General features: G+C 60.4%; 19 protein-coding genes and 4 pseudogenes. 10 read left to right on the top strand and 13 right to left on the bottom strand.

All coding sequences use genetic code 11. The features are described 5' to 3' along the window. The 3 genes and pseudogenes from AB9K34_RS01725 to AB9K34_RS01735 form a co-directional block, all read right to left on the bottom strand. Positions 1-120: pseudogene (locus tag AB9K34_RS01725) on the bottom strand (IS6 family transposase); the annotation flags it as partial. A gap of 4 nt (positions 121-124) precedes the next feature. Next, positions 125-355, bottom strand: coding sequence for a transposase (locus AB9K34_RS01730; protein ID WP_369952727.1), 231 nt, complete (start codon positions 353-355; stop codon positions 125-127). Then, positions 288-638, bottom strand: a complete 351-nt coding sequence (locus tag AB9K34_RS01735; RefSeq protein ID WP_369952728.1) for a transposase — start codon at positions 636-638, stop codon at positions 288-290. The genes AB9K34_RS01730 and AB9K34_RS01735 overlap by 68 nt, the downstream gene beginning before the upstream one ends. Positions 639-1,138: 500 nt before the next feature. Between AB9K34_RS01735 and AB9K34_RS01740 the strand changes: the two are divergent. Continuing rightward, positions 1,139-1,977 (top strand): annotated as a pseudogene (locus AB9K34_RS01740) (IS5 family transposase). Between the two features lie 365 nt (positions 1,978-2,342). Then, positions 2,343-3,194 carry a calcium-binding protein gene (locus AB9K34_RS01745; RefSeq protein ID WP_369952729.1) on the top strand — a complete coding sequence of 284 codons (852 nt, stop codon included), beginning with the start codon at positions 2,343-2,345 and terminating at the stop codon, positions 3,192-3,194. A 268-nt stretch (positions 3,195-3,462) separates the two neighbouring features. Here AB9K34_RS01745 and AB9K34_RS01750 read toward each other — a convergent pair whose 3' ends face one another. From AB9K34_RS01750 to AB9K34_RS01760, 3 genes are read right to left on the bottom strand one after another with little or no spacing between them, the layout of a single operon-like run. After that, a complete protein-coding gene (locus AB9K34_RS01750; RefSeq protein WP_369952730.1) occupies positions 3,463-5,124 on the bottom strand; it encodes an IucA/IucC family siderophore biosynthesis protein in 1,662 nt (553 codons plus the stop codon). Further along, positions 5,121-5,954 carry a GNAT family N-acetyltransferase gene (locus tag AB9K34_RS01755; RefSeq protein WP_369952731.1) on the bottom strand — a complete coding sequence of 278 codons (834 nt, stop codon included), beginning with the start codon at positions 5,952-5,954 and terminating at the stop codon, positions 5,121-5,123. Before AB9K34_RS01755 ends, AB9K34_RS01750 begins: the two co-directional genes overlap by 4 nt. Then, positions 5,951-7,564, bottom strand: a complete 1,614-nt coding sequence (locus tag AB9K34_RS01760) for an IucA/IucC family siderophore biosynthesis protein (RefSeq protein WP_369952732.1) — start codon at positions 7,562-7,564, stop codon at positions 5,951-5,953. Before AB9K34_RS01760 ends, AB9K34_RS01755 begins: the two co-directional genes overlap by 4 nt. A gap of 80 nt (positions 7,565-7,644) precedes the next feature. Here AB9K34_RS01760 and AB9K34_RS01765 point away from each other — a divergent pair, with 80 nt between their 5' ends. The 5 genes from AB9K34_RS01765 (at position 7,645) to AB9K34_RS01785 (ending at position 15,109) form a co-directional block, all read left to right on the top strand. Next, positions 7,645-8,754, top strand: a complete 1,110-nt coding sequence (locus AB9K34_RS01765) for a hypothetical protein (RefSeq protein WP_369952733.1) — start codon at positions 7,645-7,647, stop codon at positions 8,752-8,754. Beyond that, positions 8,751-10,082, top strand: coding sequence for a lysine N(6)-hydroxylase/L-ornithine N(5)-oxygenase family protein (locus AB9K34_RS01770; protein ID WP_369952734.1), 1,332 nt, complete (start codon positions 8,751-8,753; stop codon positions 10,080-10,082). The genes AB9K34_RS01765 and AB9K34_RS01770 overlap by 4 nt, the downstream gene beginning before the upstream one ends. Positions 10,083-10,139: 57 nt before the next feature. Beyond that, positions 10,140-11,378 (top strand): MFS transporter, encoded by a 1,239-nt coding sequence (locus AB9K34_RS01775; RefSeq protein ID WP_369952735.1) that lies wholly within the window; start codon positions 10,140-10,142, stop codon positions 11,376-11,378. After that, the gene (locus AB9K34_RS01780; RefSeq protein WP_369952736.1) at positions 11,375-13,534 is read left to right on the top strand and encodes a TonB-dependent receptor; all 2,160 of its coding nucleotides are present in this window, start codon (positions 11,375-11,377) and stop codon (positions 13,532-13,534) included. Before AB9K34_RS01775 ends, AB9K34_RS01780 begins: the two co-directional genes overlap by 4 nt. Before the next feature lie 246 nt (positions 13,535-13,780). Next, positions 13,781-15,109, top strand: coding sequence for an NtaA/DmoA family FMN-dependent monooxygenase (locus AB9K34_RS01785; RefSeq protein WP_369952737.1), 1,329 nt, complete (start codon positions 13,781-13,783; stop codon positions 15,107-15,109). Here the strand turns inward: AB9K34_RS01785 and AB9K34_RS01790 are convergent. The 3 genes from AB9K34_RS01790 to fepB are packed head-to-tail and all read right to left on the bottom strand — an operon-like array spanning position 15,106 to position 18,106. Further along, on the bottom strand, positions 15,106-16,140 hold the full coding sequence (locus AB9K34_RS01790; RefSeq protein WP_369952738.1) for a FecCD family ABC transporter permease: 1,035 nt from the start codon (positions 16,138-16,140) through the stop codon (positions 15,106-15,108). The two genes, AB9K34_RS01785 and AB9K34_RS01790, sit on opposite strands and share 4 nt — an antisense overlap. Continuing rightward, entirely contained in the window at positions 16,137-17,159 is a 1,023-nt protein-coding gene (locus tag AB9K34_RS01795) for a FecCD family ABC transporter permease (RefSeq protein ID WP_369952739.1), read from the bottom strand. Before AB9K34_RS01795 ends, AB9K34_RS01790 begins: the two co-directional genes overlap by 4 nt. Next, positions 17,156-18,106 (bottom strand): Fe2+-enterobactin ABC transporter substrate-binding protein, encoded by a 951-nt coding sequence (gene fepB / locus AB9K34_RS01800; RefSeq protein WP_369952740.1) that lies wholly within the window; start codon positions 18,104-18,106, stop codon positions 17,156-17,158. The genes AB9K34_RS01795 and fepB overlap by 4 nt, the downstream gene beginning before the upstream one ends. Before the next feature lie 162 nt (positions 18,107-18,268). Between fepB and AB9K34_RS01805 the strand changes: the two genes are divergently transcribed. Next, positions 18,269-19,057, top strand: a complete 789-nt coding sequence (locus AB9K34_RS01805) for an ABC transporter ATP-binding protein (protein WP_369952741.1) — start codon at positions 18,269-18,271, stop codon at positions 19,055-19,057. On the opposite strand, the gene AB9K34_RS01810 is transcribed toward AB9K34_RS01805, so the two are convergent. Then, positions 19,054-19,821, bottom strand: coding sequence for an IclR family transcriptional regulator (locus AB9K34_RS01810; RefSeq protein ID WP_369952742.1), 768 nt, complete (start codon positions 19,819-19,821; stop codon positions 19,054-19,056). The two genes, AB9K34_RS01805 and AB9K34_RS01810, sit on opposite strands and share 4 nt — an antisense overlap. Before the next feature lie 169 nt (positions 19,822-19,990). Between AB9K34_RS01810 and AB9K34_RS01815 the strand changes: the two genes are divergently transcribed. Continuing rightward, complete coding sequence (locus AB9K34_RS01815) at positions 19,991-22,066, top strand: TonB-dependent receptor (protein WP_369952743.1); 2,076 nt, start codon at positions 19,991-19,993, stop codon at positions 22,064-22,066. A 63-nt stretch (positions 22,067-22,129) separates the two neighbouring features. On the opposite strand, the gene AB9K34_RS01820 is transcribed toward AB9K34_RS01815, so the two are convergent. Continuing rightward, positions 22,130-22,294: a hypothetical protein gene (locus AB9K34_RS01820; protein WP_369952744.1), complete on the bottom strand. Its 165-nt coding sequence runs from the start codon at positions 22,292-22,294 to the stop codon at positions 22,130-22,132. A gap of 255 nt (positions 22,295-22,549) precedes the next feature. Here AB9K34_RS01820 and AB9K34_RS01825 point away from each other — a divergent pair. Further along, positions 22,550-22,981 (top strand): annotated as a pseudogene (locus tag AB9K34_RS01825) (IS110 family transposase); the annotation flags it as partial. A 176-nt stretch (positions 22,982-23,157) separates the two neighbouring features. Here AB9K34_RS01825 and AB9K34_RS01830 read toward each other — a convergent pair. Together AB9K34_RS01830 and AB9K34_RS01835 are read right to left on the bottom strand one after the other, a co-directional pair. Beyond that, positions 23,158-23,877: pseudogene (locus tag AB9K34_RS01830) on the bottom strand (DUF1403 family protein); the annotation flags it as partial. 14 nt (positions 23,878-23,891) lie between these two features. Beyond that, positions 23,892-24,025: transposase (locus AB9K34_RS01835; protein ID WP_148044812.1), on the bottom strand; the 134-nt coding region annotated here is incomplete at its 5' end.

Here is a 24,025-nt window from a genome sequence, read left to right on the forward strand (position 1 = left end):
CTCGGCGAGAAGATCTTCTACCATCCGAAGGCTCAGAGGAAAGCGGAAATACAGCCAGACTGCATAGGCGATGACATTGGGCGGAAACCGGTGGCGGCGGTAAAGGTCAGGTTTGGTCATGCCCTCAAGTGGCATATCGCGCCACCGACGGCATTAAATTTACAGTGCCTCTGTGGGACTTTCCGGTCCCATGCTTGGCCTCATGCCAGCCTGAGCTGCGATGCATCTTGAGACCGGTACTGTCCACGATCAGCGTGATGGGGCCGGTCGATTTCGGCCTGGAGTCTTTAACCACTAGCCCCCCGGCCCGTCGCGATAGCGTCGAGAAGTCTGGCACCGACAGGTCCAACCCCATCAGTTTGCAGAAGCGCGCGAACAAAGCCCTGCGTCTGCCGAAGTGGCTGGTGAAAAATCAGCCCCAGGGTCAGGCAAGTCTCGATCGTAAAGTCGGAATATCTGGCCTGACCGCCTCGGGTCTTACGACGCTGAGCGCGCCAGTTCTTGGCAGCGCCGCCCTCAAGCCAAACCGTCACATCCCCGCGACGGCGCAGAGCTTCGTTGTACGCAGGCCAGTTCGTCACACGGAACTTCGCCGCCGGAAACTTGTCCCGCCGTCGGGCATTGTATTTGTGCGGCATGATGGGCAACCTTCACGAAATGACAACGGACCCCCTCGCGGATTTCATCAATCCATGCAACAAGGTGGCTCGCACAAGGGGTTGAACAATCAAGCCAAGAACAGCCATCTGCCGTTTCGAAAGTGAGAGCGTTGCATGCAGGGATTTCGGCTCGCCGCGCGGGTTGCAGAGGTTCGTTGCCTGCCAGCCCGCCGTCAGAAATCGCTTCTCGATCCCCGTCTGCCGCCGCTCTGCAAACGCCACTCGATATCACAGATTGGAAGCTTTCGACGCATGGTAAACCGCCGCGAGCATCTGATGTCTCAACGCCCAGCGTTCTGCCGGTCCGTCGAGTTAACATGACAACAACCTCAAATTAAGTGCAAAACGCTATAGGCGGTCGCAGCCTGGTGCTGCAACTGGTGTATTCGGATTGTCTGCTTCTTGATCTCTATCTAGGCTCAGGACCCATTGATTTCCCCTGATCAGCATGATTCAGCGTTCAGAAAACGAGCGGTGACATGTCTGATCTCTTCTGGCTGAGCGACGCGCAGATGGCGCGTCAGGAGCCTTATTTTCGAAGTCCCACGGTAAGCCTCGCGTCGATGATCGCCGCGTCCCGAGCGGTATTATCTTCATAAACCGCAATGGGTTACGCTGGCGGGATGCGCCGAAAGAGTATGGTCCGCACAAGACGCTCTACAACCGTTGGAAGCGGTGGAGCGATAAAGGCATCTTCGCGCAGATGCTGGCCGGGTTGGCCGCCGGGCACGGCGAGAAAAGGACGGTGATGATCCCCTCTCGGGACATTGCCGCGCAATGCCCTGCCGGACAGTGGACGCGACCTACCTCAAGGCACATCGCACGGCGTCCAGCCTGGGCGTGAAAAAAGGGGGCGTGGCCGCCTGATCGGTCGCACCAAGGGCGGCATGAATACCAAGCTGCATGCCATCTGCGACAGTCAGGGGCGCCCGATCAACTTCTTTGTCTCCGCCGGACAGGTCAGCGATTACATCGGAGCGCGGGCACTGCTCGGCAGCCTGCCGGATGTCGACTGGCTGCTCGGGGACCGGGGTTACGACGCCGATTGGTTCCGAGAAGCGTTGCAAGACAAAGGGATACGCGCCTGCATCCCAGGCAGAAAACAACGCAAGACGGCCGTGAAATACGACAAGCGCCGCTACAAACGGCGCAACCGCCCCTCTCGTGACATTGCTGCGCAATGCACTGCCGGGCAGTGATCGAGATCATGTTCGGCAGACTCAAGGACTGGCGGCGTCTGGCAACCAGATACGACCGGTGCCCCAAGGCTTTCTTCTCCGCCATCGCTCTCGCCGCAACCGTCATCTATTGGCTATGAGTCCTGAGCCTAATATTCAGGATGTTTGCGCCGCCGCCATGATAGGGATCGCCGGGCGTGAGCTTGGCCAGACTCTCATGGCAGCTATGGTTGTTGTAGTGATCGACGAAGGAGGCGGCCTGCCGTATCAGGAGCGGGAAATTCTCCTGACTCAGATCTTGAAATTTGCCGGGCCATATCTCACCAAATTGGCTTGTCCGGCGATCCGACATAGGCCGACTACAATTTCCGATTGATTTACTCAGGATATATGTTAGCCAAGAGCATGCCAGTGGTGCCGCGGATTGAGTCAACGCCACCAGCTCATCTCTAAATTGATCACATAAACAGGATGCGCCGGTCTGGCCGGCGTGAAAGGAGGGCTAATGCCTATTTTTCCAACTTTGATCGGCGGTGGCGGTATCACCTTCGGGACCGACGGTGACGACTTGATTTCGGGCGGGCGAGGTCCGTCGATCGTTTGGGCGGGTGCCGGAAACGATGGGCTGCGCCTGGGCTATGGTAACGATGTTGCCTATCTTGGGGACGGCGACGACGTTGCATACACCGAGGGTGGCGACGACCTCGTCTTTGGCGATGCAGGTAACGATTTCATCTATTTGGGAACCGGAAACAACTGGGGCGATGGTGGCGAGGGTGACGATTTTCTCTACGCCAGAGCAGGCAACGATCAGTTGTTCGGCGGCGAGGGCAATGATCTGATCTATGGTGGAGACGGCAATAACGCGCTGTTCGGTGGCGACGGTGACGATCTCGTGGTCGGCGGTTCGGGCATTGATGTCATCTTCGGCGGTTCCGGTGTGGACATCATCACCGCCGGCGACGGCAATGACTGGATCGCGGCAGGCAGTTCGACCTACATCGTCACCAATTCTGACGGCACAACCACTGAAGTCGAGGGCGTCAACCAAGTCTATGGTCAGGGCGGCGACGATATCATCTACGCCAGTCGCGGTTCGAACGAGATTTTCTACTCCGGTGGCGATGGCAGGGATGTGATCAACGGCTTTGATCCAGCCGATGACACAATAGTGTTGCGAAGCAATCTGAACGGTAGCGGGATCGAGGATTATATCGATCTGGCGACCCGGATTTCCAACGATGCGGGTGGTGCCGGGGCGGTGGTTGATCTTGGCGCGGACAGCTACATCCTGTTGGCGGACCTCGATGCAAACGATGTCCTGGCAGATCTCGGCGGTCATTTCGACATAGTCTGACAAGCCGTATTGTCCGGCGCGGACGCATGTCGGCGCCGGACGATTTCAGGAGAGACCGCGCCAGGGCCGAGAGCGTCCATTCGGGCGGCAGGCATTTCCTGCGATTAAAAAAGTGTGGTGAAAGTCCTGGCCGAGACAGACCGGATCCGGATCACCACGGAAAAGGTCCGGTTCGCGCCGTTACGGTGCGTTATCCTGAGAGAGCTGTCGATCCCTAACCAGGCCGTCCGTCTTGCTGCCTAATGGAAGGCACTGAATAATCGGATTTTCAATAACCGGTGAAAAGCGGATTATCCAGATCGGTGCCGCGCGCGGGCAATGGGCGGCTGGCGCGATCCTCGTAGCCGATCTCGAAACGCACCTTGTTGATGCAGACCTTTGGCATCTTTGGCGCGAACAGATCGAAAAGCGCAAAACGCGTCGCGAGATCGGGGTGCCGGGCGCGCGCGGCAAGCAATTCGTCGCGCAATATGGCATAGAACCGCGACTCGGGAAGCCAACGGGAAAGGCGGGCGGAAAGAAACCGCAGGCTTGTGATAAAATGCGCGGTCTGGATGTCGTGGATAATCACCAGCGGCGGCTTGCGCGGCAGAATCGCTCGGATCGCCGGATCAAGACCGCTTGACTCGGGAAATTCCTGATCTACCAGGTCCATGTCACCTTGGAAATCCTTCAACATCATGCCCACAGGACGGCCCTCGTCCAGGAGCACAGTGATATTCTGGCCATGTGCGATGAAGCCCACCCCGTAGCGCGCCAGCAGCAGCCAAAGCGGCACAACCGTCACCCGGAACAAATCCGCGAGCCAGTCCTCCGGTTCCATATCGGCCTGTCTCGCGTAATGCAGGGCCAGCGGCGCGCCGTCCGTGCCGCAATGGAACAGGGCCGCATGCAGTACCGGCGTGGCACCTTCGGCGCGGGTCTCGGCCCGGTCGCGCCAGATCGTGCCCAACGTCTCGTGATGCCGATAGGGGGCGTCCGCGCAAAGCGCCATCACCGGATCACGCCACCACAAGCCGGCGGTTTCGCGCAGCACGAACACTTCAGCCAGGTCCGGATCGGCGGCGCATATGCCGGCGAGCCAGTCGGAAATGGCAGGTCCATGTTCAATGAACCTGCCGGGAACTCCCCGCCATGCCGAAGTATTGAGAATGCCGAGTGACAGCTTGACGTCATGGCTCCCGCCGGCGCGCGTCAGCGTGCGGATCGATGGCGTGGCACGAAACGCCGGCCCGGCTTCGCCCAATGGACGGATGCGGCCCTCTGCCTGCTCTGCCAGGGTGATTTGGGCGAGATGACCGTTCCATTGCCACGGATGCACCGGCATCAGCGCATCCGCCCCTGCTGCCTTGGAAAGCCGCGTGAAATCGGTGCCGAGACAATCGCGTAGGACGGCATCGGTGCTGCCGGCTTCAAGCAGATCCCCTCGCGCCATTGCGAGCCAGAAAAGGCGGATCGGTCGTGCGGCCTCGGGTGCATAGGCGGCATTCTCGGCCATGCCCCAACCCAACCGTCCGCGATTGGCGAGCGCCTTGGGATGACCTTCGAGCGCGGCGTGAAGATCCTCGGAGGGCAGCGCGATGAGGGTCTGGCCGTCCAGGGCGCCCCATTTCGTCGCGGTGGCGACATCTTGTGCCAGTGTGTTGGCGATCTCGCGGATGAACATTGCCTCGGTTGCCGGCGTCATGCCCATCTCGGCCCTTGCATCGGCAATCAGGCGGAACGGAGAGGTTTCGCCGCCTTCACGGGCGATGCTGTCGGGATCGATGTCGAGATTACCCCATATGCGACGTTCCCCTCGAAAGCGCCAAACCGCACCAGAGGCCAGCTGCAACGCGCCCGCACGCGGCGAGACCACCTCTTCCCAGGCCAGTTCCGAGATCATCTTGGCGAGTAGCCGGCGCGATGCGGCGCCGTAGGCGGCAATCACAGCACCCGGCCGAAGAACTCGTAGCGGGCGCAGCGCATGAGCGCCGATCGCTTGTGCGGGAAATCGAATTCCTTGAGCTTCTCGTACGCCAGCGCATCGGCATAGGAGAGCAGTTTGGCATTATCGAAACGCGGTTCACCCACCAGTTGCGTGGTCATCGGGCAATCCAGGAACAGATAGTGGCTGAGCCCACGCAACCAGGCGGCTGTCTTGCGACGGCCCAGATGCCGCCGTTCGCCGATCAACCCATGCCAGCCCCTGTCCCAGGGCAGGCTTTCGTAATAGGGGCCAAGCCGATCCTCGCGTGCCCAGTAGGCTTCGAAATATCCCGCCTCGTCACCGTCGAAACAGCCGATCAGGGGGAGGCAATGGGGATCGGCGAGGCGGTCTTCGAGATAGGTTTTCAATTCAGCGCGGGGCTTGTTCTCTTCCCAGAAAAAAGCGACGCGAGGATCATTCTGCCAGCGGTGAAACCGGTCGAGATCGAGTTCCGGGTCGACGGTGCGGAACGAGACGCTGAGACGCGCCACCGGATCATGGCGTTCATAGACCAGACCGCAAGGCTTTGGCGCGCGCAGCGGGTGGTCGCGCCCGTCCGGGCTGGCCACGTTCCGTGCTTCCAGCCAGCCTTGCGGTTCGTGCCGGATCCATAGCGGGGCAGACTGATGGAAACCGGCGCGGGTGATCACGCCGTCGGGCCGTGCGCAGCGCAGTGCCCGCAGCGGCAGATCCGGAGGCAGCCGGTATTCTCGGCGTTCGGGATCGGCAAAGGCCGCTTCGAGTTCTTCCCAGAGGTCGGCGCACATATCGGTTGCTGCGGAAATGTTCATGCGGTTGTCCTTTCGAAAAACGCAATCGGATTTGGAAGTGTCAGGAAACTGGCAAGCTGTCCGTCGCTGCCGCCGTCGGCCTCGTTCACGCTGCGACGCGAGGTCTCGAAATTGCCCTTGCAGGTCAGTTCTTCACCTTCCAGGAGTTTGTCATAGAGCGTCCGGTCGTCGCCGCAGTCACGACGCGCCGCAACGAGAAAATCACGCCAGTCCCGCAGAAGGTCGCCCTCATCCGCCAGCCCATCGAGCGCCAGCGTCGACAGCAGGTGCATCACGCCGTTGACGACAAGATAATAGGTCAGCAGGCGATCGCCGAGATCGGCGGATACGATATTGTCGGCTCCGGCTCCAAGCGTCGGACAGTGCACGGCCAAAGTGTCGTGAAAGTGGTCGATATGGCCGGTTCCCTGGCAATCGCGGAGCCAGACCGAGACGGGCATGCCGTCTTCATGCAATCTGATCATCATGTTTTGCTGATGGGCACCGAAGAGCAGCCCATAACTGGCGCGGATTTCCAGCAGCGGCAGAACGGCGATGCGCAAGAAACGGCAGAACCAGAGCCGGGCCTCGCCCGACCGGATCAGCCGGACGAGCGGACTCGGCCTGCCAAACGTTGCCTCACACAGGCTGGCCAGCATCACCGGGCCGGGTCGATGCGGGTTGTGAAACGGGTTGTCGCGCAGCGAAATGAGCGTTTCGGAAATGGGCTCGCCCTTATCGGCAAGCGCAGCATGATCTGCCTCGCGCAGGATATGCATCTGCGGAAACCGCACCCGCAAACTGTCGCCGACCGGCCCGGCCAGGAGCGCCGCCAGATCACTCCCGCGCTGCATCTCGCGCGGTTGCAACACCCGGCAAGAATTGGTCAGCCGCAATGACAACGATCCCTTCAGCATCACCGGCGCGTGCCACGCGTGCAAGGTTCGCATCGAAGCGGTGGCGCGCCACGCGGCTTTCCCCTGTCCGATCACCTGCGCTCCGGCAGCGGCGATCCGTTCGGCCTCTTGCTCTGCCTGCCACGGATGAATCGGCAGGCGGACCAGATCGGGAGCAGCTGCCTCAGGTGCTCCGTCAGCGTGGGCCAGTTCCGCCAGCCGCTTCGCGGCCCCGGGCGATGCTACCACGCCGTCAGGTGACACGGCCAGCCAGACGAGCGCAAAGCTCGCGCCGAATTCAGGCGCGTAGCGGCGAGCATCGCCAGCATCCATCTCGTCCCGAGATCGCGGGTTGGGATGGCATGGGTGCCCGGCACGCAATGCCGATTCGGCCTGTTGAAATGACCAGTTGCGAGGATCGTCCGACTCTGGCGGTGGTGCACGCCGGATCGCGGTGAGGCTGTCGATCACCCGTGCGGCGAAGACGGCGCCATAGGGCCGGGCAAGAAGCGCCAGCGCCTCGCCGATGCCGATCTGGTGGCCCGCCAGTCGCACATCGGCGCGAAAGCGATTGCGAAAGAGCGCGCGCCCGGCCACGGAAAACACCAAATCGCCCTTCTCGGTGGGAATACATAACCGATCCCCGGCAAGCCGTGCGCCCGCCAGCGAGCCTTCCCGCAGGGCGGCATTCAGGAACGCATCGAGCGCCGGAAGCTCGGGCATTTCATGGATCATGTCTGAGTTCCACCCTGATTTCGGGGTTTCAGGTTTCTATTCTTTACTATAATAGTCAACTATAAATTGCGAGATCGGTCATGAGACAGACAGAAATTGTAAAGACCGGAATCCAACGTGCACTGGGGCCGATATTGGCAGGTTACGCCTTTCAGCAGACTGCGCTGACCGGCATGCTGCCGGTCATAGCGGAGGAACTGGATCTGACACCTGGACGAGTAGGGCTGGCAGTCGGAGTTGGATTGCTCGTCTCTTCGGTGATCGCGCCGTTTTTGGTCGGTGGTATGACGCGGCAATGGCTGCGAGTGGCGATGGCAGTGCAGATGTTGGCCTCGCTGGCGCTGATGGGGCTGTTGCTCGTCCCGGCTCCGGCCGTCGCCGCATTCGCCCTGCTGCTGGCGATCCGTATCGTGCAGGGCACAGCTGCGGCCGCCACCCTGGCAGTGGCCCAGGGGGCAAGCGCCAGCGTTGGCCGGCCTGTTGCCGCATTGGCACGACTGCAGATCGGACCGGGACTGGGCCGGGCATTTGGCGCGGCGCTGATCGGCCCGCTGGTCCGGTTGTCAATCGTGATACCGCTTCTGCCTGCGCTGATCGGTGCGACAGTCAGTCTGTTTCTTCTCGCTCGGACGGATTGGTGCTTGCCAATGACGACCGGCCACCACGAGCGCACGCCTTGGACTGCGGCTCTGGCGGTGCCATTCCTGGTGCAATGCGCGGTGGGCGCGGGGCAACTTGGCCTCGGGCCGCTGCTGGCACAGAACTTTCCGGCACCGCGGGCGGCGGCGATTGCCGGGTTATGTCTCGGGACAGGCTATCTGGCACTTATGCTGGCGCATGTCTTCGTGACGCCGGTTTCAACCGGTATCCGTCCGGCCGCCACTCTGCTGGTCGCCGCTCTGTTTCTGCCGGTTCTCTGGCCGCAACCCGCAGTGCTGGTTGTCGCGACGGCCCTGGCTGCAGGCACATCGGGGGTGATCATTGCGCGGCATCTGGCACGTGTCATCTCCCTGCGCCCGGCGGCGGCCCGGCGCAACGCCGCCTGGCAGGGTTCGGCACTGCTGGCCGGGCTCGGCATTGGGGCCAGTGCGGCGTCGCTGTGTCTCCCGCTGAGCCCGGTCGCGCCCTTCCTGCTGGCTTGCGGCTTTGCCCTTGCTGCTCTTCTGATTTGCAAGAGGACCCTGCGATGATGCTCGATTTGTTCGGCGTGGGGCTCGGCCCCTTCAACCTTTCCCTCGCCGCACTGGCCGACAGCGTATCCGGGCTGAGCTGTAGTTTCGCCGAACGTCGGCCCCGCTTTGCCTGGCATCCCGGCATGATGATCCCGGGAACCACAATGCAGACCTCCTTCCTCAAGGACCTGGTCACGCCGGTGCAACCGACCAGCCGCTGGAGCTTTCTGAACTATCTTGTCACCCATGGACGTTTTCACGATTTCATGGCCGCGCGTCTGGACTGCGCAAGCCGGGTGGAATTCGCCGATTATATGGGGTGGGTCGCTCATTGTCTGGAGGCAACTGCCTTCGGTGAGGAAATCGAAACGATTGATCATGACGGAACCGCCTTCATAATCACCAGCGCCAGCGGGCGGCATTGGCGCAGCCGTGCCCTGTCGCTGGGTGTCGGGCATGCGCCTCGGATCCCAGAATTCGTCTGCCCTGACAGCAATTGCCTGCACGCGGCGCATTGGCTCGATCGTGCGCCACCTGTGGCCGGGCGCCGGATCGTGGTCATTGGTGGCGGCCAGTCAGGGGCGGAAATCGTCCTGGATTTGCTGGCGCGCCGTACCCCGCCGGCCGAGATCGTCTGGATCAGCCGGCGGTCCGGTTTCTGGACCCTGCAGGATGGCGCGTTCATCGACCAGTTTTTCACCCCCGACTATATTTCCGCCTGGCGGCGCCAGCCCGATTCGGAACGAAAGCTGGTGCTTGAGGAACAGAAATACACCAGCGACGGTATCACTGCGGCAACTGCCGACGCGATCTATCGCGCACTTTATGAACGTCGCCGCTCCGGTCGGCACGATGTCGTATTGCGTCCGGGACGCGACGTTCGCGCGATCCGCAAGGGTCCGGCGGGACAAGTGATCGATGCAAGGGTCGCCGGTGGCGGAACTGAGCAATGCACGGCTGATCTGGTGGTGCTTGCAACCGGCTATCGTCCTGCCATCCCTGATTGCTTGCGCAAACTGGCGGGACGAACCCGGTACCAACCCGACGGGTCGCTGGCGCTCGAGGAGAGTTTCAGGGTGATCTGGGACGGACCGCACGAGACACCATTCTACGCAATGAACCACGGACGGCACAGCCACGGCATCGCAGATGCGCAAATCAGCCTTGCGGCCTGGCGCAGCGCTGTGATCCTGAACGACCTGACCGGGCGGCGCGTTTTCGATACCGGAGAGGGTGCGGCAGAACCACCGTTGGTCGATTGGCCCGGACGCGATGGTGCCAACAGCACAAACGCGACAACCGCTGTGCAGCGGCGGCGGATTGTCAATACCGCCATATCTGATTAAAACTATCGGGAATCAGCCAGCTTCCTGTGCCAGCCCCATCCTCGAAAGGTTGAGCATTTGACGCGGCCCCCAAGGTCCACTTCCATAGCCCTCGCCGGACTCTATCTGGCGCAGTCGGTGCCGCTCTATCTGGTGGCCGCTGCGTTGCCGCCGATTCTGCGCGCACGCGGCGTCGACCTTGCGGTGATCGGGGCCTTCGGGGTGTTGCTGGCGCCCTGGGTCCTAAAAGCGGCATGGGCACCGCTGGTGGACAGGCTGGCGCGGCGGCCGGGTATTGGTCGCAAGGGCGTTGTGGCGGTCTGCATGGGCCTGACCCTGTCCTGCATCGCCCTGCTGTCGATGCTCGACCCGATCACTGACGCAATCCGCTTCTTTCCGATCCTGATGACGATGTCGATTTCCTCCGCCACTCAGGACATTGCCGCCGATGGCTGGGCAATCGAGCATTTGTCGCCCGAAGAGCAGGCATTCGGCAACGCGATCCAGGCCGGAGCGGTGGCTTTCGGCGTACTGATCGGTGGTTCCGGAACTCTTCTGCTGGTCGACTGGCTCGGATGGCAGTCGGCGCTGCTGGCTGTTGCAGCGGTGGCCGGATTGTCTGCCCTGCCGTTTCTGGCAGTGCCCGAGACGCGCAACCGCCGCGCGTTACCCAACGACTATGGCCAGGCCACGTTCAGGCATTTTCTGGCGCTGCCCATGGCCGGATCGATGCTTGTCTTCGCCCTTGTCTTTCGCCTGCCCGAAGGTCTGGTGAAGGCATTGGAACAGCCTTTCCTGATCGATCAGGGGTTCACCTTGTCGCAGGTGGGGCTGATCTCGGGTGGTTCCGCTGCGCTGGTCGGGTTGTTCGGTGCCGCTACTGCGGCATGGATCATAGACCAGATCGGATTGCGGGCGTTCTTCTTGTCGCTGATCGTCGGGCGCACATTGACCTTCGCAGCCTTCTTCGCCGCCGCCACGATGGGGATCGGAACATGGCCTCTGGTGGCACTGTCGGCCGTCGACACCTTCCTGCGTTATGTCGAGATGGTGGGCCTCTATACCGCCTTCATGCGCTTTTCCTCGCTGACTCAGGCCGGCACCGATTTCACCCTTCTGACCTCGGTCAACCTGCTGATGTTCATGCTCGGCAGTATGATCGCCGGGACGATGGCCTCTGTCATGGGTTACGGCCCGGTATTTGCCATTGCCGCCGTCCTGTCGCTTGTAACCGGCTGGATCGCAGTGACGCGCCTGCCTGCGCCGGTCCGGAATTTGACCAGTTCCCATAGCATCTCCAAGGAGTATTCCGTATGAAAACCCGATTTCACTTGCTGAACGGTGCCGCTGCCGCTGCACTTATTACCGGTTCCGCGTTGGCGCAGGATGATGCCTCGGACTTGGTGCAGCTTGAAGAAATTGTGGTCAATGCCAGCCGCACGGGTGCAGTCGAGAGCGCGATTCCGGGCTCGGTCCAGGTGATACAAGGGGCCGAACTGTCCGAGCGACTGCTGTCAGGCGAGTCACTTGAACGGGTGTTGAGTGATCTCGTGCCCGGATTTGCACCGTCAAACGGCACCATCGGCGAAGCCAGCCAGACCCTGCGCGGGCGTTCTCCTCAAATCCTGATCAACGGCGCACCGCGGATATCCGAATTGCGCGGCTTTGGTCGCGAACTGGCGATGATCAATCCCGACAGCATCGATCGCATCGAGGTCCTCAAGACCTCGACCGCACGGTTTGGCAATGGCGCCACTGGCGGCATCATCAATATCGTGACCAAGACGCCAGGTGATGCGGAGCGCACCGATCTGTCCTTCGGACTCTCGACAGGTATGGAAAGTGATAGCATCGGCAGCGAATTGACCTTCAGCCATGAACGTCGCGTCGGCGATCTGGGTTTACGGCTCGAACTTTCACGCCGGTCGATGGGCGATCTCTATGACGGCAACGGCAACCGCATTCCCTCGGATCCGCTGGTCGGGCAAGGGAATGCAGACAATTACACCAATTTTACCGGTGCCTTGGTTCTGGACTGGAGCGCCGGAAGCAACACGTTTCTGGCTCGGCTCAGCGGCTATTCCTTCGAGCAGGACATCGACAAGTTCACCGATTACACAACCAACCCTGTCAGTGTGGGATCCGACGCCTATACCGGCGCGTCAGTAAAGGATAGCGGCCGCAATTTCGATCTGACATGGAGCAATGATGCTCTCGGCATCGGTGCCACGGAGTTGAACCTTTATGGCAGCGATATCGACCGGCGTGCGGCCTTTGTGCCGGCGGGAGTCGCCAATCCTCTCTACTATCCGATTAGCCCGATCAATCTGGCGCAAGATCCGAACGCGCAGAGCGAACTTTCGACCAAGAGCCTGGGCGCAAGGCTTACCATCCGAACGCCGCTCGATAGCTGGCAGAGTGGGGCGCAGTTGACCTGGGGGATGGATTTTGGTCGTGACGATGTCACGCAGCGGGATCTGGCCGGTCGCGACCTCATCGCGCCGATGACTCAGACCAGTCTGGCCGGTTTCGCACAGCTTGATGTGCCGATTGGCAACGTGGACCTCAGCGCCGGCGTGCGGGCCGAGAAATTCCAACTGACCGTGAGCGACTTCACCCGCCCTGACGCAGTGCAGCTCACCGCCCGCGGCCCCTTGCTCTTGCCGGCGGTCGATGTAACCGGAGGTGACTTCGATTACGATGCCGTGGTCGGAAATATTGGAGCGGTCTGGCACGTGACGCCATCGTTCGACCTCTTTGCCGGTTTAAGCCAGGGCTTTTCGGTTCCGGATGTCGGCAGTTTCACCCGTCGTGCGATGCCTCCGAACCCATTGGCGCCGGGGCAGACCGTTTCCTTCGCGTCATTGCAGCCAGAGGCGCAGATCGTGAATACCGCTGAGATCGGCTTGCGCTATTTCGGAGATCGCCTGCAGGCGTCAGCGTCGATGTTCGTATCGTCTTCGGATGAGGGCACGGTGTTTGACAGTGCCACCAATACCGTGACCCAGCAGAAAGAACGCGTATGGGGCGGCGAGGCTATCTTCTCTTACGCTGCCACCGACGCGCTGAAATTCGGTGCGCTGCTGGGCTGGCAGGAGGGAAATTACGACACTGACGGCGATGGCTCGCGCGAAAGCTGGCTGCCCAACAACCGCATTCCCACGCCATTCACGGCAACCTTGACGGCCGGCTATGAGTTTGCCAACACCGCCAGCCTGAATGGCGAACTTGTTTATGCCGCCGGTCGCGACAAAGCCGGCAATCCGGTGCTTGAAGAGATGATCACGGTGAACATCTACGGCTCATACCCCCTGGGCCGAGGTCGGCTCCAGTATGGCATAAGCAATCTATTCGACCGTCAGCAGGACAACATCACCGCAAGCTCGGTACGCGTGAACCCGCTGAACGGAGATGCGATCCGCGTGGCAGACGAGGGCCGGCGCATCTATGCAGGTTACAGCCTGAGTTTTTGAAGGGACTGTTAAATTGATCGCCTGGTTTGGCCACGCTAGGTGTTTCATCCCACGGATTGATGGTGCGATCCACTCGTCGGAATGGAAGCAAGCACTATGGGGTAAATTCGTCACAACTGCGGAGCTTGCCGGTGATCACGACACGCTGGATCGCCATAGGCGGCCACCAAACGGGCGAATAATCGCTTTGCGATACAACCGATTTTGACGAATTCGAAAGCGACGTAAAACTTGGCAAGAGTCAAATTGAGCATTCCGGAAAACTCCAATTCTATGGCTGAAAACAAGAAAATCTTACATATTGGTATGTCTCTCGCAGCGACGTGGCTTGACGAAAAGGATAGTGTCGCTTTCTCGGCTAAGGCCAATGACACCTATCCGATTGAGTCCGACATCGAGCTTTGTCGCATGTCCGAAACCGCTAAGCTGGATTTCATGTTTCTGCCTGACACGCTTTTCGCAAATCCTCGTGGCCTGCGGGGCGGCCAGGGACCGGGTCCGGGCTCTCTTGATCCGACGTTGAAGCTGGCGGCATTGTCTCAACATTCCAGTCATGTTGGACTTCTGACCACCGTCTCCACCACCTTTTTTCCCCCGTATATCGTTGCGCGACAGCTTCAGACACTGCACTGGCTCAGCGGTGGGCGCGCAGGATGGAATATCGTTACGGCATTGGATGGACACAGGAATTTCGGTTTCGACGATATGCCATCGCCAGATGAGAAATATGCCCGTGCGGCAGAGTTCACGGAGGTTGTCAGGCGTCTGTGGGCGAGCAACCCTGCGCCCGGGACAGAAGGATACGATCAATCCCTGATACAACCCATCGAGCATGAGGGCAGCTATTTCAAAGTTGCAGGGCCTTTAAACGTGCGCGCCCCCAACAGTGATCGGATCCCTCTTATTCAAGCCGGTGCGTCTGAAACTGGCCGTGAGTTCGCCGCTCAGGTGGCGGATGCCATCTTTGCCTCGACACCTGACAAGGATGCCGCAATATCGCTGCGGGCGGATTTACGCAAGCGCGCCGTTGCGCATGGGCGCGAGGCAGACGACATCGTGATCATGCCGGGGCTGAATTGCTATCTGGCCGAGACCCGCGCCGAGGCCCAGGACCTCTTCATGGAAACCAATGCCAGCATCGATCGCGGTCGCCGTCTGGACATGGTCAAGAAGATGATCGGGATTGATTTGACGGATTGGCCGGATGATCGCCCGATCCGCGCCGCCGACCTGCCCGCCCTGCCCGGCACACTGCGCAGCCGCACGCATTCCGAACTGTTACGACGTATGATCCAGCGCGATGAACCGACGGTGTCCGAATTGCTGCAACGTCCCGAATCCGCCGGGTCAGGACATTGGCGTATCATCGGCACCGTAGACGATGCCGCCGAGCAGATTGCGGAATGGCACCGGGACGGGGCGATTGATGGTTTCATAAACGTGCCGGGTGGTGGCGTGGATTCGATGAAACGGACCCTGCACGATTTGATCCCGCAATTGGCACAACGGGGTTTGTTCCGGAAAGACTATAAATCCAAGAGCTTTTTGGGCCATTTGCGCGAGCGCTGGCTCTAACGCCCGCGTGCCACCAACAGCCACAGTAGATAAAGCCCGCCCAGAAACCCGGTCATCGCACCGATGGGCAGCGACAACTTGCCAAGCAGATTCTGACCGCACAGATCCGCACCCATGACGAGAAGCGCGCCCATCAGGGCAGCGGGCAACAAGGATACCTCGGGAGTACCGGTCAATTTGCGCGACAGGTGCGGAGCAGCAAGCGCGACAAATGCTATCGGGCCGGCGGCGGCGGTTGCGACCGATGTCAACCCGACCGCCATGATCACCATGATCAGGCGCACACGTTCAACCTCGACCCCCAGCTGGTGGGCCATGTCATCGCCCATTTCCATCATCACCAGCTTGCGCGCGTGGAGAACGGCAACCGGCGCAAACAGGAACAATCCAAGCGCCGCTGGTCCCACATGGCCCCAGGTGCGTGCATTCAGTGACCCTGCCAGCCAGACCTGCGCCGCCATGGCCTGATCAAGATCGCCCATCACCAATAACAGTGTATTGGCCCCCGATAACACCGCACCAACGCCGATCCCCACCAGAACCAGACGATATCCGCCAGAGCTTTGGCCGCGCCGCGAGATCAGAAAGACAACCAGCGCAGTGGTCATGCCAAACAGGATGGCGGCGATGGCAGTTTGAAACGGACCGGCATTGAACAGGATGATCTGAACGATCGCACCCGTGGCCGCACCTGTTGTAAAGCCGATAACATCTGGCGATCCCAGCGGGTTACGTGTGATCGACTGGAACACCGCACCACCCAGCCCGAGAGAAGCACCGACAAGCGCCGCGGTCAGAAGGCGTGGCAACCGAATACCCATTACGACCCGGTCTATGCGGGGGTCTTTCGCATCGCCGAGAAGACCGGAAAGGACATCCGTGACTCCAAGGCGCAGGGTGCCTGTATTGAGCAACAGCACCGCGAGCACGAGACCGAGCAGCACCAGAACCGACGAAACCGCCACCACACGAAGCGGCAGCAGGATTGAAACCCGTCCTGTCCGGATGATGTGCTGATCGCGGAACCTCATAGCCGGGCCAATTTGAAGCGCCTTGCCACGTAAACAAAGAACGGCCCTCCAAGGAGCGTCGAAACAATGCCCGCAGGGATTTCGGACGGCGTGGCTATGACCCGGCCAATCATGTCGGCGATCAACAGCAGCATGGCGGCAAACAAGGCCGCGTACGGAAAAATCCAGCGATAATCCGGTCCGCAAACCACGCGCGCCAGGTGCGGTGCCACCAACCCGACAAAGCCGATCGGTCCGATTGCCGCCGTGGCGCCACCGGCCAGCATCATCACGGAAAAACAGGCCAGTGACCAAACCCACCCGGGCCGTATCCCGAGCGCCCGGCCGACATCCTCGCCCAACGCCAGACCATTGAGACTACTGGCGAGGCCCAGTGCGATTGAACTGCCACACAACAATGACAAGGCCAGCGTGCTCACGATCTGCATGTTGCGGCCTTCTACGGATCCCGCAGCCCAGTTTCGAAAAGTGTCAAATACCCCGGCGTCCGCGTTGAGAATAACCAGACTGGTGGCCGACCCCAGAACCACCGACAGTCCCGCACCGGCCAGAAGCAACCGCACCGGATCGGTCCCCGCCCGATGCGCGCGACCCAGCAGAAACACCGCAACCCCGGCAAGTCCGGCACCGGCGTAGCCCAACCAGACATATTGGTGCATGCCGGTCAGGCCAAAAACCGCGATACCAAGAACCACCAGGATGGCCGCGCCGCCGTTGATACCCAACAAGCCCGGTTCAGCCATCGGATTGCGCGTGATGGCCTGCACCATTGCCCCGGCCACACCCAGCGAGGCGCCCGCCAGTACCGCCAGGCAGGTGCGCGGGATCCGCAATTCTCGCACGATCAGGTGCAGGTCATCGCCGTGATCGAACCTGCGAAGCGCGTCCAGTGTCTCGGCCAGCGGGATTGTGCGCGAGCCGATGGCGAGACTGAGCATCGAGAGAATGACGAGACATACCGCACCGAACGCGAGCCAGCCGAGCCGACGCCAGGCACAGTCTGACAGGTGGCCCGTCATTGCGCGGCGAATTGTGTCGCCACGGTTTCGGCCATTTGCAGGCCGGAAAAATAGTCGATCCGAAACGACGTCTGGCCCAACGCATAGACTTGGCGATTCCGAACTGCGGGCAGGTTCGCGAGGACCGGATCATTCAGAAACGTGTCGACGGTCTTTTCCGTCCCGTTCAGCAGAAATACGGTGTCGCCGACAATCGCATCGGTCAGGTTTTCGCGCGAGAAGAAATCGAAGTTCGACGACCGGGTCACTTGCGATCGCAGCCTGTCGGGCAGCCCGGCCACCTCGAAACCCAGTGCCGTCAACAGGGTTGCCTGCGGGCTGCTCGCTTTGCCCACCGAATAGGTTCCGGCAAGTTGGTAGCCGACAATCGTGACCGTGCCATCATGTGGCGTGATTGTCGACGCGATCTCGGCGATGTTCTGGTCAAAGCGCGCAATGGCATCCGCCGCACCGCGCTCGACGCCCAACGCCTGCCCAAGTTCCCGGGCAAGGTCCTGCCAGCTGCGGTCGGAATAATTCACCGCGATGGTGGGAATACCCTGGCTCTGCAACAGCGGATATTGCGGCAGGATACTGTCGGCACCGGTTGTCGACGCAACAACCAGGTCGGGCCACCAGCCGATGATCGACTCCATGTCGAATGTCAGGTTCGGATACAGCACCTCGACGCCGCGTTCGTCCGCCAAATCGGCCCATTGCGAAAAAAAGCCCTTGTCATCGGTCAAGGGCCCCGGCGTGGTCGCGGCGCTCGCAACCAGTGGCGCACCGATGGCGAGCAGAATTCCGGTAACGCTCGGCGTGGTCGAGACGACCGTGCGGGGTTGTGCGTCCAGGGTCAAAATGCCGGCTTCATGGATCACGTTGCGCGGCCACTCCTGAGACTGGGCGGGAGCCGCAAAAAACGCTAACAGCCCCAGCGAGGCTGAAATGGGGAATTGTGATTTCATTACACTGGCCTAGCTGGAACTGTTGGCGTTTCCGTACAGGTCGTTCGGCTGCAAGACGGTTCCGACGAGGGATGACAGACCGGCCAGGCTGGCTGACCTGCATATTGCAGAACGGATTCCGCAATGCAATACGGTCTCGGTACACCTTGCGGAGAATGCCCAATGAATCAGCGGCTGAGCGCAAAACGCGTCACCCTGCGCTATGACCAGCGAACGGTGTCCCGGGATCTGAGCGTGGCGATTCCGGATGGATCATTCACCGTGATCGTCGGCCCGAACGCCTGTGGAAAGTCAACCTTGCTGCGTGCGCTATCGCGGTTGCTGGTCCCGAGCGCCGGTCAGGTCGTGCTGGATGGCAAGGATATAAGAGAACTGCCGGCGCGCGATGCGGCACGGCGTTTGGGGCTGCTGCCCCAGTCACCGCTTGCACCCGACGGGATCACCGTGGCCGACCTCGTGGGCCGGGGCCGCTATCCGCATCAGTCCTTTTTGCGCCAGTGGTCGCGCGAAGACGCCAGCGCGGTCGAGGAGGCGTTGGTGTCAACCAATATCACGGAATTGGCGGATCGGTTTGTCGGCGAATTGTCCGGCGGGCAGCGGCAAAGGGTGTGGATTGCAATGGCGCTCGCACAGCAAACCCCGATCCTGCTCTTGGATGAACCCACGACCTATCTCGATATTTCGCATCAGATCGAGGTGCTGGACCTGCTCGCCACTCTGAATGACGAAGGGCGCACCATCGTGGCGGTCTTGCATGATCTGAATCAGGCTTGCCGGTATGCTTCGCACCTGATCGCCATGCGCGAAGGCACCATCGTGGCACAAGGCGAACCCGCCGCCATCGTGGACAGTGCGCTTGTTGAACGCGTCTTTGGATTATCGGCGCTGGTGATCCCGGATCCGGAGAGCGGCACCCCGATGATCGTGCCGCACAAAAGGCGGCCCAGCTAGATCGCCTGCCCGCTTGTTTTCGTGTTGATCAATCTCGCTCTGCTCAGCAAGAGGTCCCGGTCCTCGGGTTCGTGAAGTTGCCCGAGATCGGTGACGGTTGTCACAACGCAGGCTATTTCAAGTTGCGCATCAAAGATCGGCGCGGCCTGACCGGTCACGTTGGACAGCAGATGGCTCGTCAGTTCTGCCCAGGCGGTTTCGCGAATATGGTGTAGTCGCTCGGGATCAGGAGGTGTGCCGCGAAAATGGACAGGCTGGTTTTGTCTGGCACGCTCGATCATCGCGCCGGGCAGATAGGATTGAAACACCAGCCCACACGCCGTGTTGTCGATGGGCAGCACGTCGCCAAGCGCAAGCGGGTTGATCGAAAAGTAGGCGCTGCGATACCAGCGCACCAAGGTCGGCCCGCGTTCGGTCCAGATTGCGACGCCCGCGCTGAAGGCATGTGACTGGCTCAGGCTTTTCATGGATTCCGCAGCCACTTCGATGGGGTCGATGCGCTTGAGCGCACCCACTCCGATATTCAATGCCTCTGGTCCCAGATCGTATCGCCCGCTTGAGACATCCTGCGCGACAAGCCCTTCGCGTAACAGCGACTGCAAATAGCGATGCGCCGTCGAACGCCCAAGATCCGACCGCCGGGCGATTTCGCTGAGCGCAAGAGCGCCCGAGGATGTCGAAAGCAAACGCAAAATGCGCGCGGCGACAGACACCGACTGGATGTTTGGCGAACGTTTGGCGGTCGTCTTGTCCTCATTTGCCATGTATCTCGTCTACCTCTTCTGTGGTTTCCGTCGCACATATCCTGATCAAAGCTTGCGAGACCGTATTGACATGCGGAACGCGTTATGGATTGTGAAACGGCCATTGCCAGGCACAAGCTACAGTTTGTCCTAGCCAGCGTCTCCCGAAACATCTCCGAACGGATTAAATATGTCGATTTCAACTCCCGCCGGGTTGATGCGCAGCGCCAGCGTCATCTCATTCGCAACGGCTCTGGGCGCAGTGCCCGCAATCGCACAAGACAGTGACGCCTATGTCCTTGATACTATTATGGTCACGGGTGAAAAACTGGACCGTGAAATCAAGGACACGGCCAGCTCGGTGACCGTCGTGACCAGTGACGTGCTGGACCAGACTCGGCCAAACGCGAATTCTGTCGGCGAAGCCGTAAACGGTGTCCCGAACGTGGTTTATCCCGGTACGGTGTCCGCGCCCATTATTCGCGGCGTCGATTCCCAGGGACCTCACAGCGGTGCCGTCGCATTTTTTTCCGGCACCGTTCCGCGCGCCACGACCAATGTTGACGGTCACTATCAGGGATTCAACGAATTCCTCTTTGGTGTGTCCTCGATATGGGACGTCGAGAGTATCGAGGTATTTCGCGGCCCCCAGACAACCTCGCAAGGTGCGAATGCAATCGCCGGCGCAATCATAGTCAACACGAATGATCCGACCTTCACCCCGGAATATGCCTTTCAGCTTGAGGGGAGCAGCTATTCGGGACGTCGTGCATCACTCATGGTTTCCGGTCCCCTGAGCGACAGCGTCGCGGCAAGGCTCGCGCTGGACTACACTGCGCGGGACACGTTCATAACATACGTTAATCCCAACTTTGGCAGCAGCAGTGTCGACAATGATTTCAAGAGCCTGAACGGTCGATTGAAGGTGCTCTGGCAACCGGTCGACCTGCCGGGTTTCGAGTCGATGTTCACCTATGCACGCTCGGAGTCGAACCGCCCGACCTTCGAGGCCGCATCGCCGCCATACGAGGATCTGGAAACCATCGCCGCTTCTATGCCATCGTGGGACCTGACCACGAATGTCGGGGTCCTCGACATCAATTATGACTTTGGCACTGGCATCAAGGTCTTCAATCAGTTCCAGTATTCCGATTCCGAGGCCCATCGGATCATCGGTATGGCCGATGCCGGTGATGCGGACATCTACAGCAAGAACTATTCCTACGAAGGCCGCATGACATTCGGGCAAATCGACGATGCCTTGAGCGGTTTTGTCGGGATTTACACCGCGCGGACAAAATCGGATGAAACACTCTATCTGCGCGGGACATCATCTTTCGACGACACCAAAACAAACCTCGGTGTCTTTGGCGAAATGACCTATCGCTTTGCCGAAAGCTGGTCGTTGACCGGCTCACTGCGTTACCAGCAGGACCGGACCGAGCGCACGGGCGAAGGCGTCTTTTCTCCGGTTGCGCTTGATTATGACAATACATTCTCGGCCGTGTTGCCAAAGCTGGTCTTGGCGTATGAAGCGACACCCGGCATCGTCGTCGGCGGTCTTCTTAGCAAGGGATACAATCCAGGCGGCGTATCGCTGAATTTCAACACCGGAGATTGGACGCAGTTCGAGCAAGAGGAAAGCTGGAACTACGAGCTGTTCACCCGCGCCTCGTTGCTGAATGACCGGATGTTCGTGAACGCAAACCTGTTCCACACCGATTATGACAATTACCAGCTGAACATACCGGTCGAAATCTCGCCCGGTCTGTTTCAAAGCTACACGATCAACGCAGAAAGCGCCAAAGCCTACGGATTGGAGCTCTCGGTGGACTATCAGGTGCTGGACACCCTGTGGCTGGCCTTCGGTGCCGGATATACCAAGACGAAACTTCAACAGGTCAGTGACAATTCGGCATTCGAAGGCAATTCGTTTGCCGACTCGCCGGAATACAATCTGAGCCTATCGGCCAATTGGGATGTGACCGATCGGTTCCGCGTGGGTGGCCAGATACGTTTTGTCGACGGCTATTATACCGACCTGGCGAACACCGAAAGCCTCACGGTCGATAGCTATACGATCGCGGATCTTAATGCGAGCTATGCCATCAACGAGAATATCGAGCTCTATGGTTTTGTCTCGAATGTCTTCGACGAGCGCGCACCGGTCGACATGCAAACAACACGGGGCACAGGCAACAGTTTCATCTCCGCCAACATGACCACACCGAGGATGGTTGGCTTTGGCATCCGAGGCACATTCTAAAGCATCCCGCCATTAACCTGAGACATAGCCGGCAGCCTTGAAGTAGTTCCAGCATTCTTGTGGTCAGTAGAGATCGCAGATTTGTGCGATGGTCTCGAACATGTAGGTGAATGTCCTTGCGCCGATGCGCCGGAGGTGGGTTTTGAGCTTCGAGAAGGCCGTTTCGATGGGATTGGGGTTCGGGCTGCTGTCGGGCGGCAGGAACAGGAACCAGCACCTTCGCGACATAAGCCACGAATGCCGGGCGGTCCACCGCGCCTTTGATGACCCAGGGCGCGATTATGGCATCGGCGGTGAGTCCCGCAACGAACGTCTGCGTACCTCATGAACCGAACGGGGCGGCCATCAACAGGCGATCTCCGCGCGGCGCCCATCCCCTGAACCAGGTCAGGTTGGTTTTCAAACGGCTTTGATGATGTGACCGCCCCCGACGGCATCGATGTGCCAAGGTGGGTCTGCGATGATCCACAAAGGAGGACGGTGATGTCGGAGATTATCACGGTCGGGCTCGATCTGGCGAAGAATGTGTTTCAGGTCCACGGGGCAGATGGAGCGGGGGAACCTGTTCTTCGCAAGAAGTTGCGGCGAGCGCAGGTTCTGGAGTTTTTCAGTCAGCTGCCGTCCTGTGTTGTGGCGATGGAAGCTTGTGGCGGCGCGCATTACTGGGGCCGCGAGATTGGCGAGATGGGCCATGAAGTCCGGCTTATCCCGCCAGCCTATGTGAAGCCCTTCGTCAAGCGCCAGAAGAACGATGCCGCCGATGCCGAGGCCATCTGCGAAGCGGCGCAGCGCCCGACGATGCGCTTGGTGCCGGTGAAGAGCGAGGAGACCCAAGGCGCGGCGATGGTATTCCGGGTCCGGGAACTTCTGATCCGTCAGCGCACACAGGCGATCAATGCGCTGCGCGGTCATGTCAGCACCCGGTGACGCGTCAGAAACAGATTCAAAATTACTTCTTGCGCAAGGGGCAGTTATGCGACGATGAACATCGTCTCCTTCGAGGATTTGTTCGGCGGCAAGCTACATCGGCCCTTGATCGCCAGCACCCGTGAGACCTCTACGACGTCAAACTACTCTACGAGAACGAAGGGTTTGGCCCGAAGCTTGGGCGCGACAGCCGTCAGATGCGCCGCCCGACGCGCGAGGTCGGCGGCCTGGCGCACGGCCTCGATCGCCGAGGAGATGAGCGCCCGATGACTGGCAAAGCGCAGGTCGTCCCCATGCTTGCGCAGGTCAGCGCGTTTCAGGCCCGCGGCGAGTAGCGGAACGAGATGATCCCAACCGAGTGCTTGGGCGAGCGCCGCATCCGCGAGGACCAGCGCGGCCTTGTCCGCACGTGGCGCCTCGCACAGAACGGCTTCCAGCGCCATCGCGGCCCGGGTCACGGGCCCCCCTTTCCCCGCATTGAGCCACGTCCCGATCTGACCCGGCTCGAAGGCCGGCAAGGCTCGACCCTGAGCCTTGATCGACACCGGCCGCTCCACCGCACGCCGCCAGGCAAGGTAGGTTTCACCGGACGGTCCAGGCAGATCGCCGGGCCGCAGCAGATGGACCACGTCGCGCAATTTCCCTGCCCGCTCCGGTCGCCCAGAAAACGCGACACAAGCCGCTGCCGCACTCAGGGCGAGGCGATCCCGCAACAAGGCTTTGGGCACCTCCTCGCGTCACAACACAAGATGCAGGTGGCTCAGTGCGGCGCCTGACAAAAACGCAACATCCTCAAGGGTTCCAACCCGAGCAGAGGTGACCCAGGACGGCGTGCGGGGTATCGTCTCGGCGACGTCCAATGGGTCGGGTCGGGCAAATGTCATGCCACAACACTAGGTCATGTTGACAAATGGCGGAGCCATAGGCGGATAGATGTGATGTCGATGAAGCCAAGGAAGCTCTCGGCGGTCTTGTCGTAGCGGGTGGCGACGCGCCGGGCGTTTTTGAGCTTGTTGAAGCAGCGCTCGACCA

Source organism: Sedimentitalea sp. XS_ASV28, assembly GCF_041224545.1.
Taxonomy (GTDB): Bacteria; Pseudomonadota; Alphaproteobacteria; order Rhodobacterales; family Rhodobacteraceae; genus Sedimentitalea.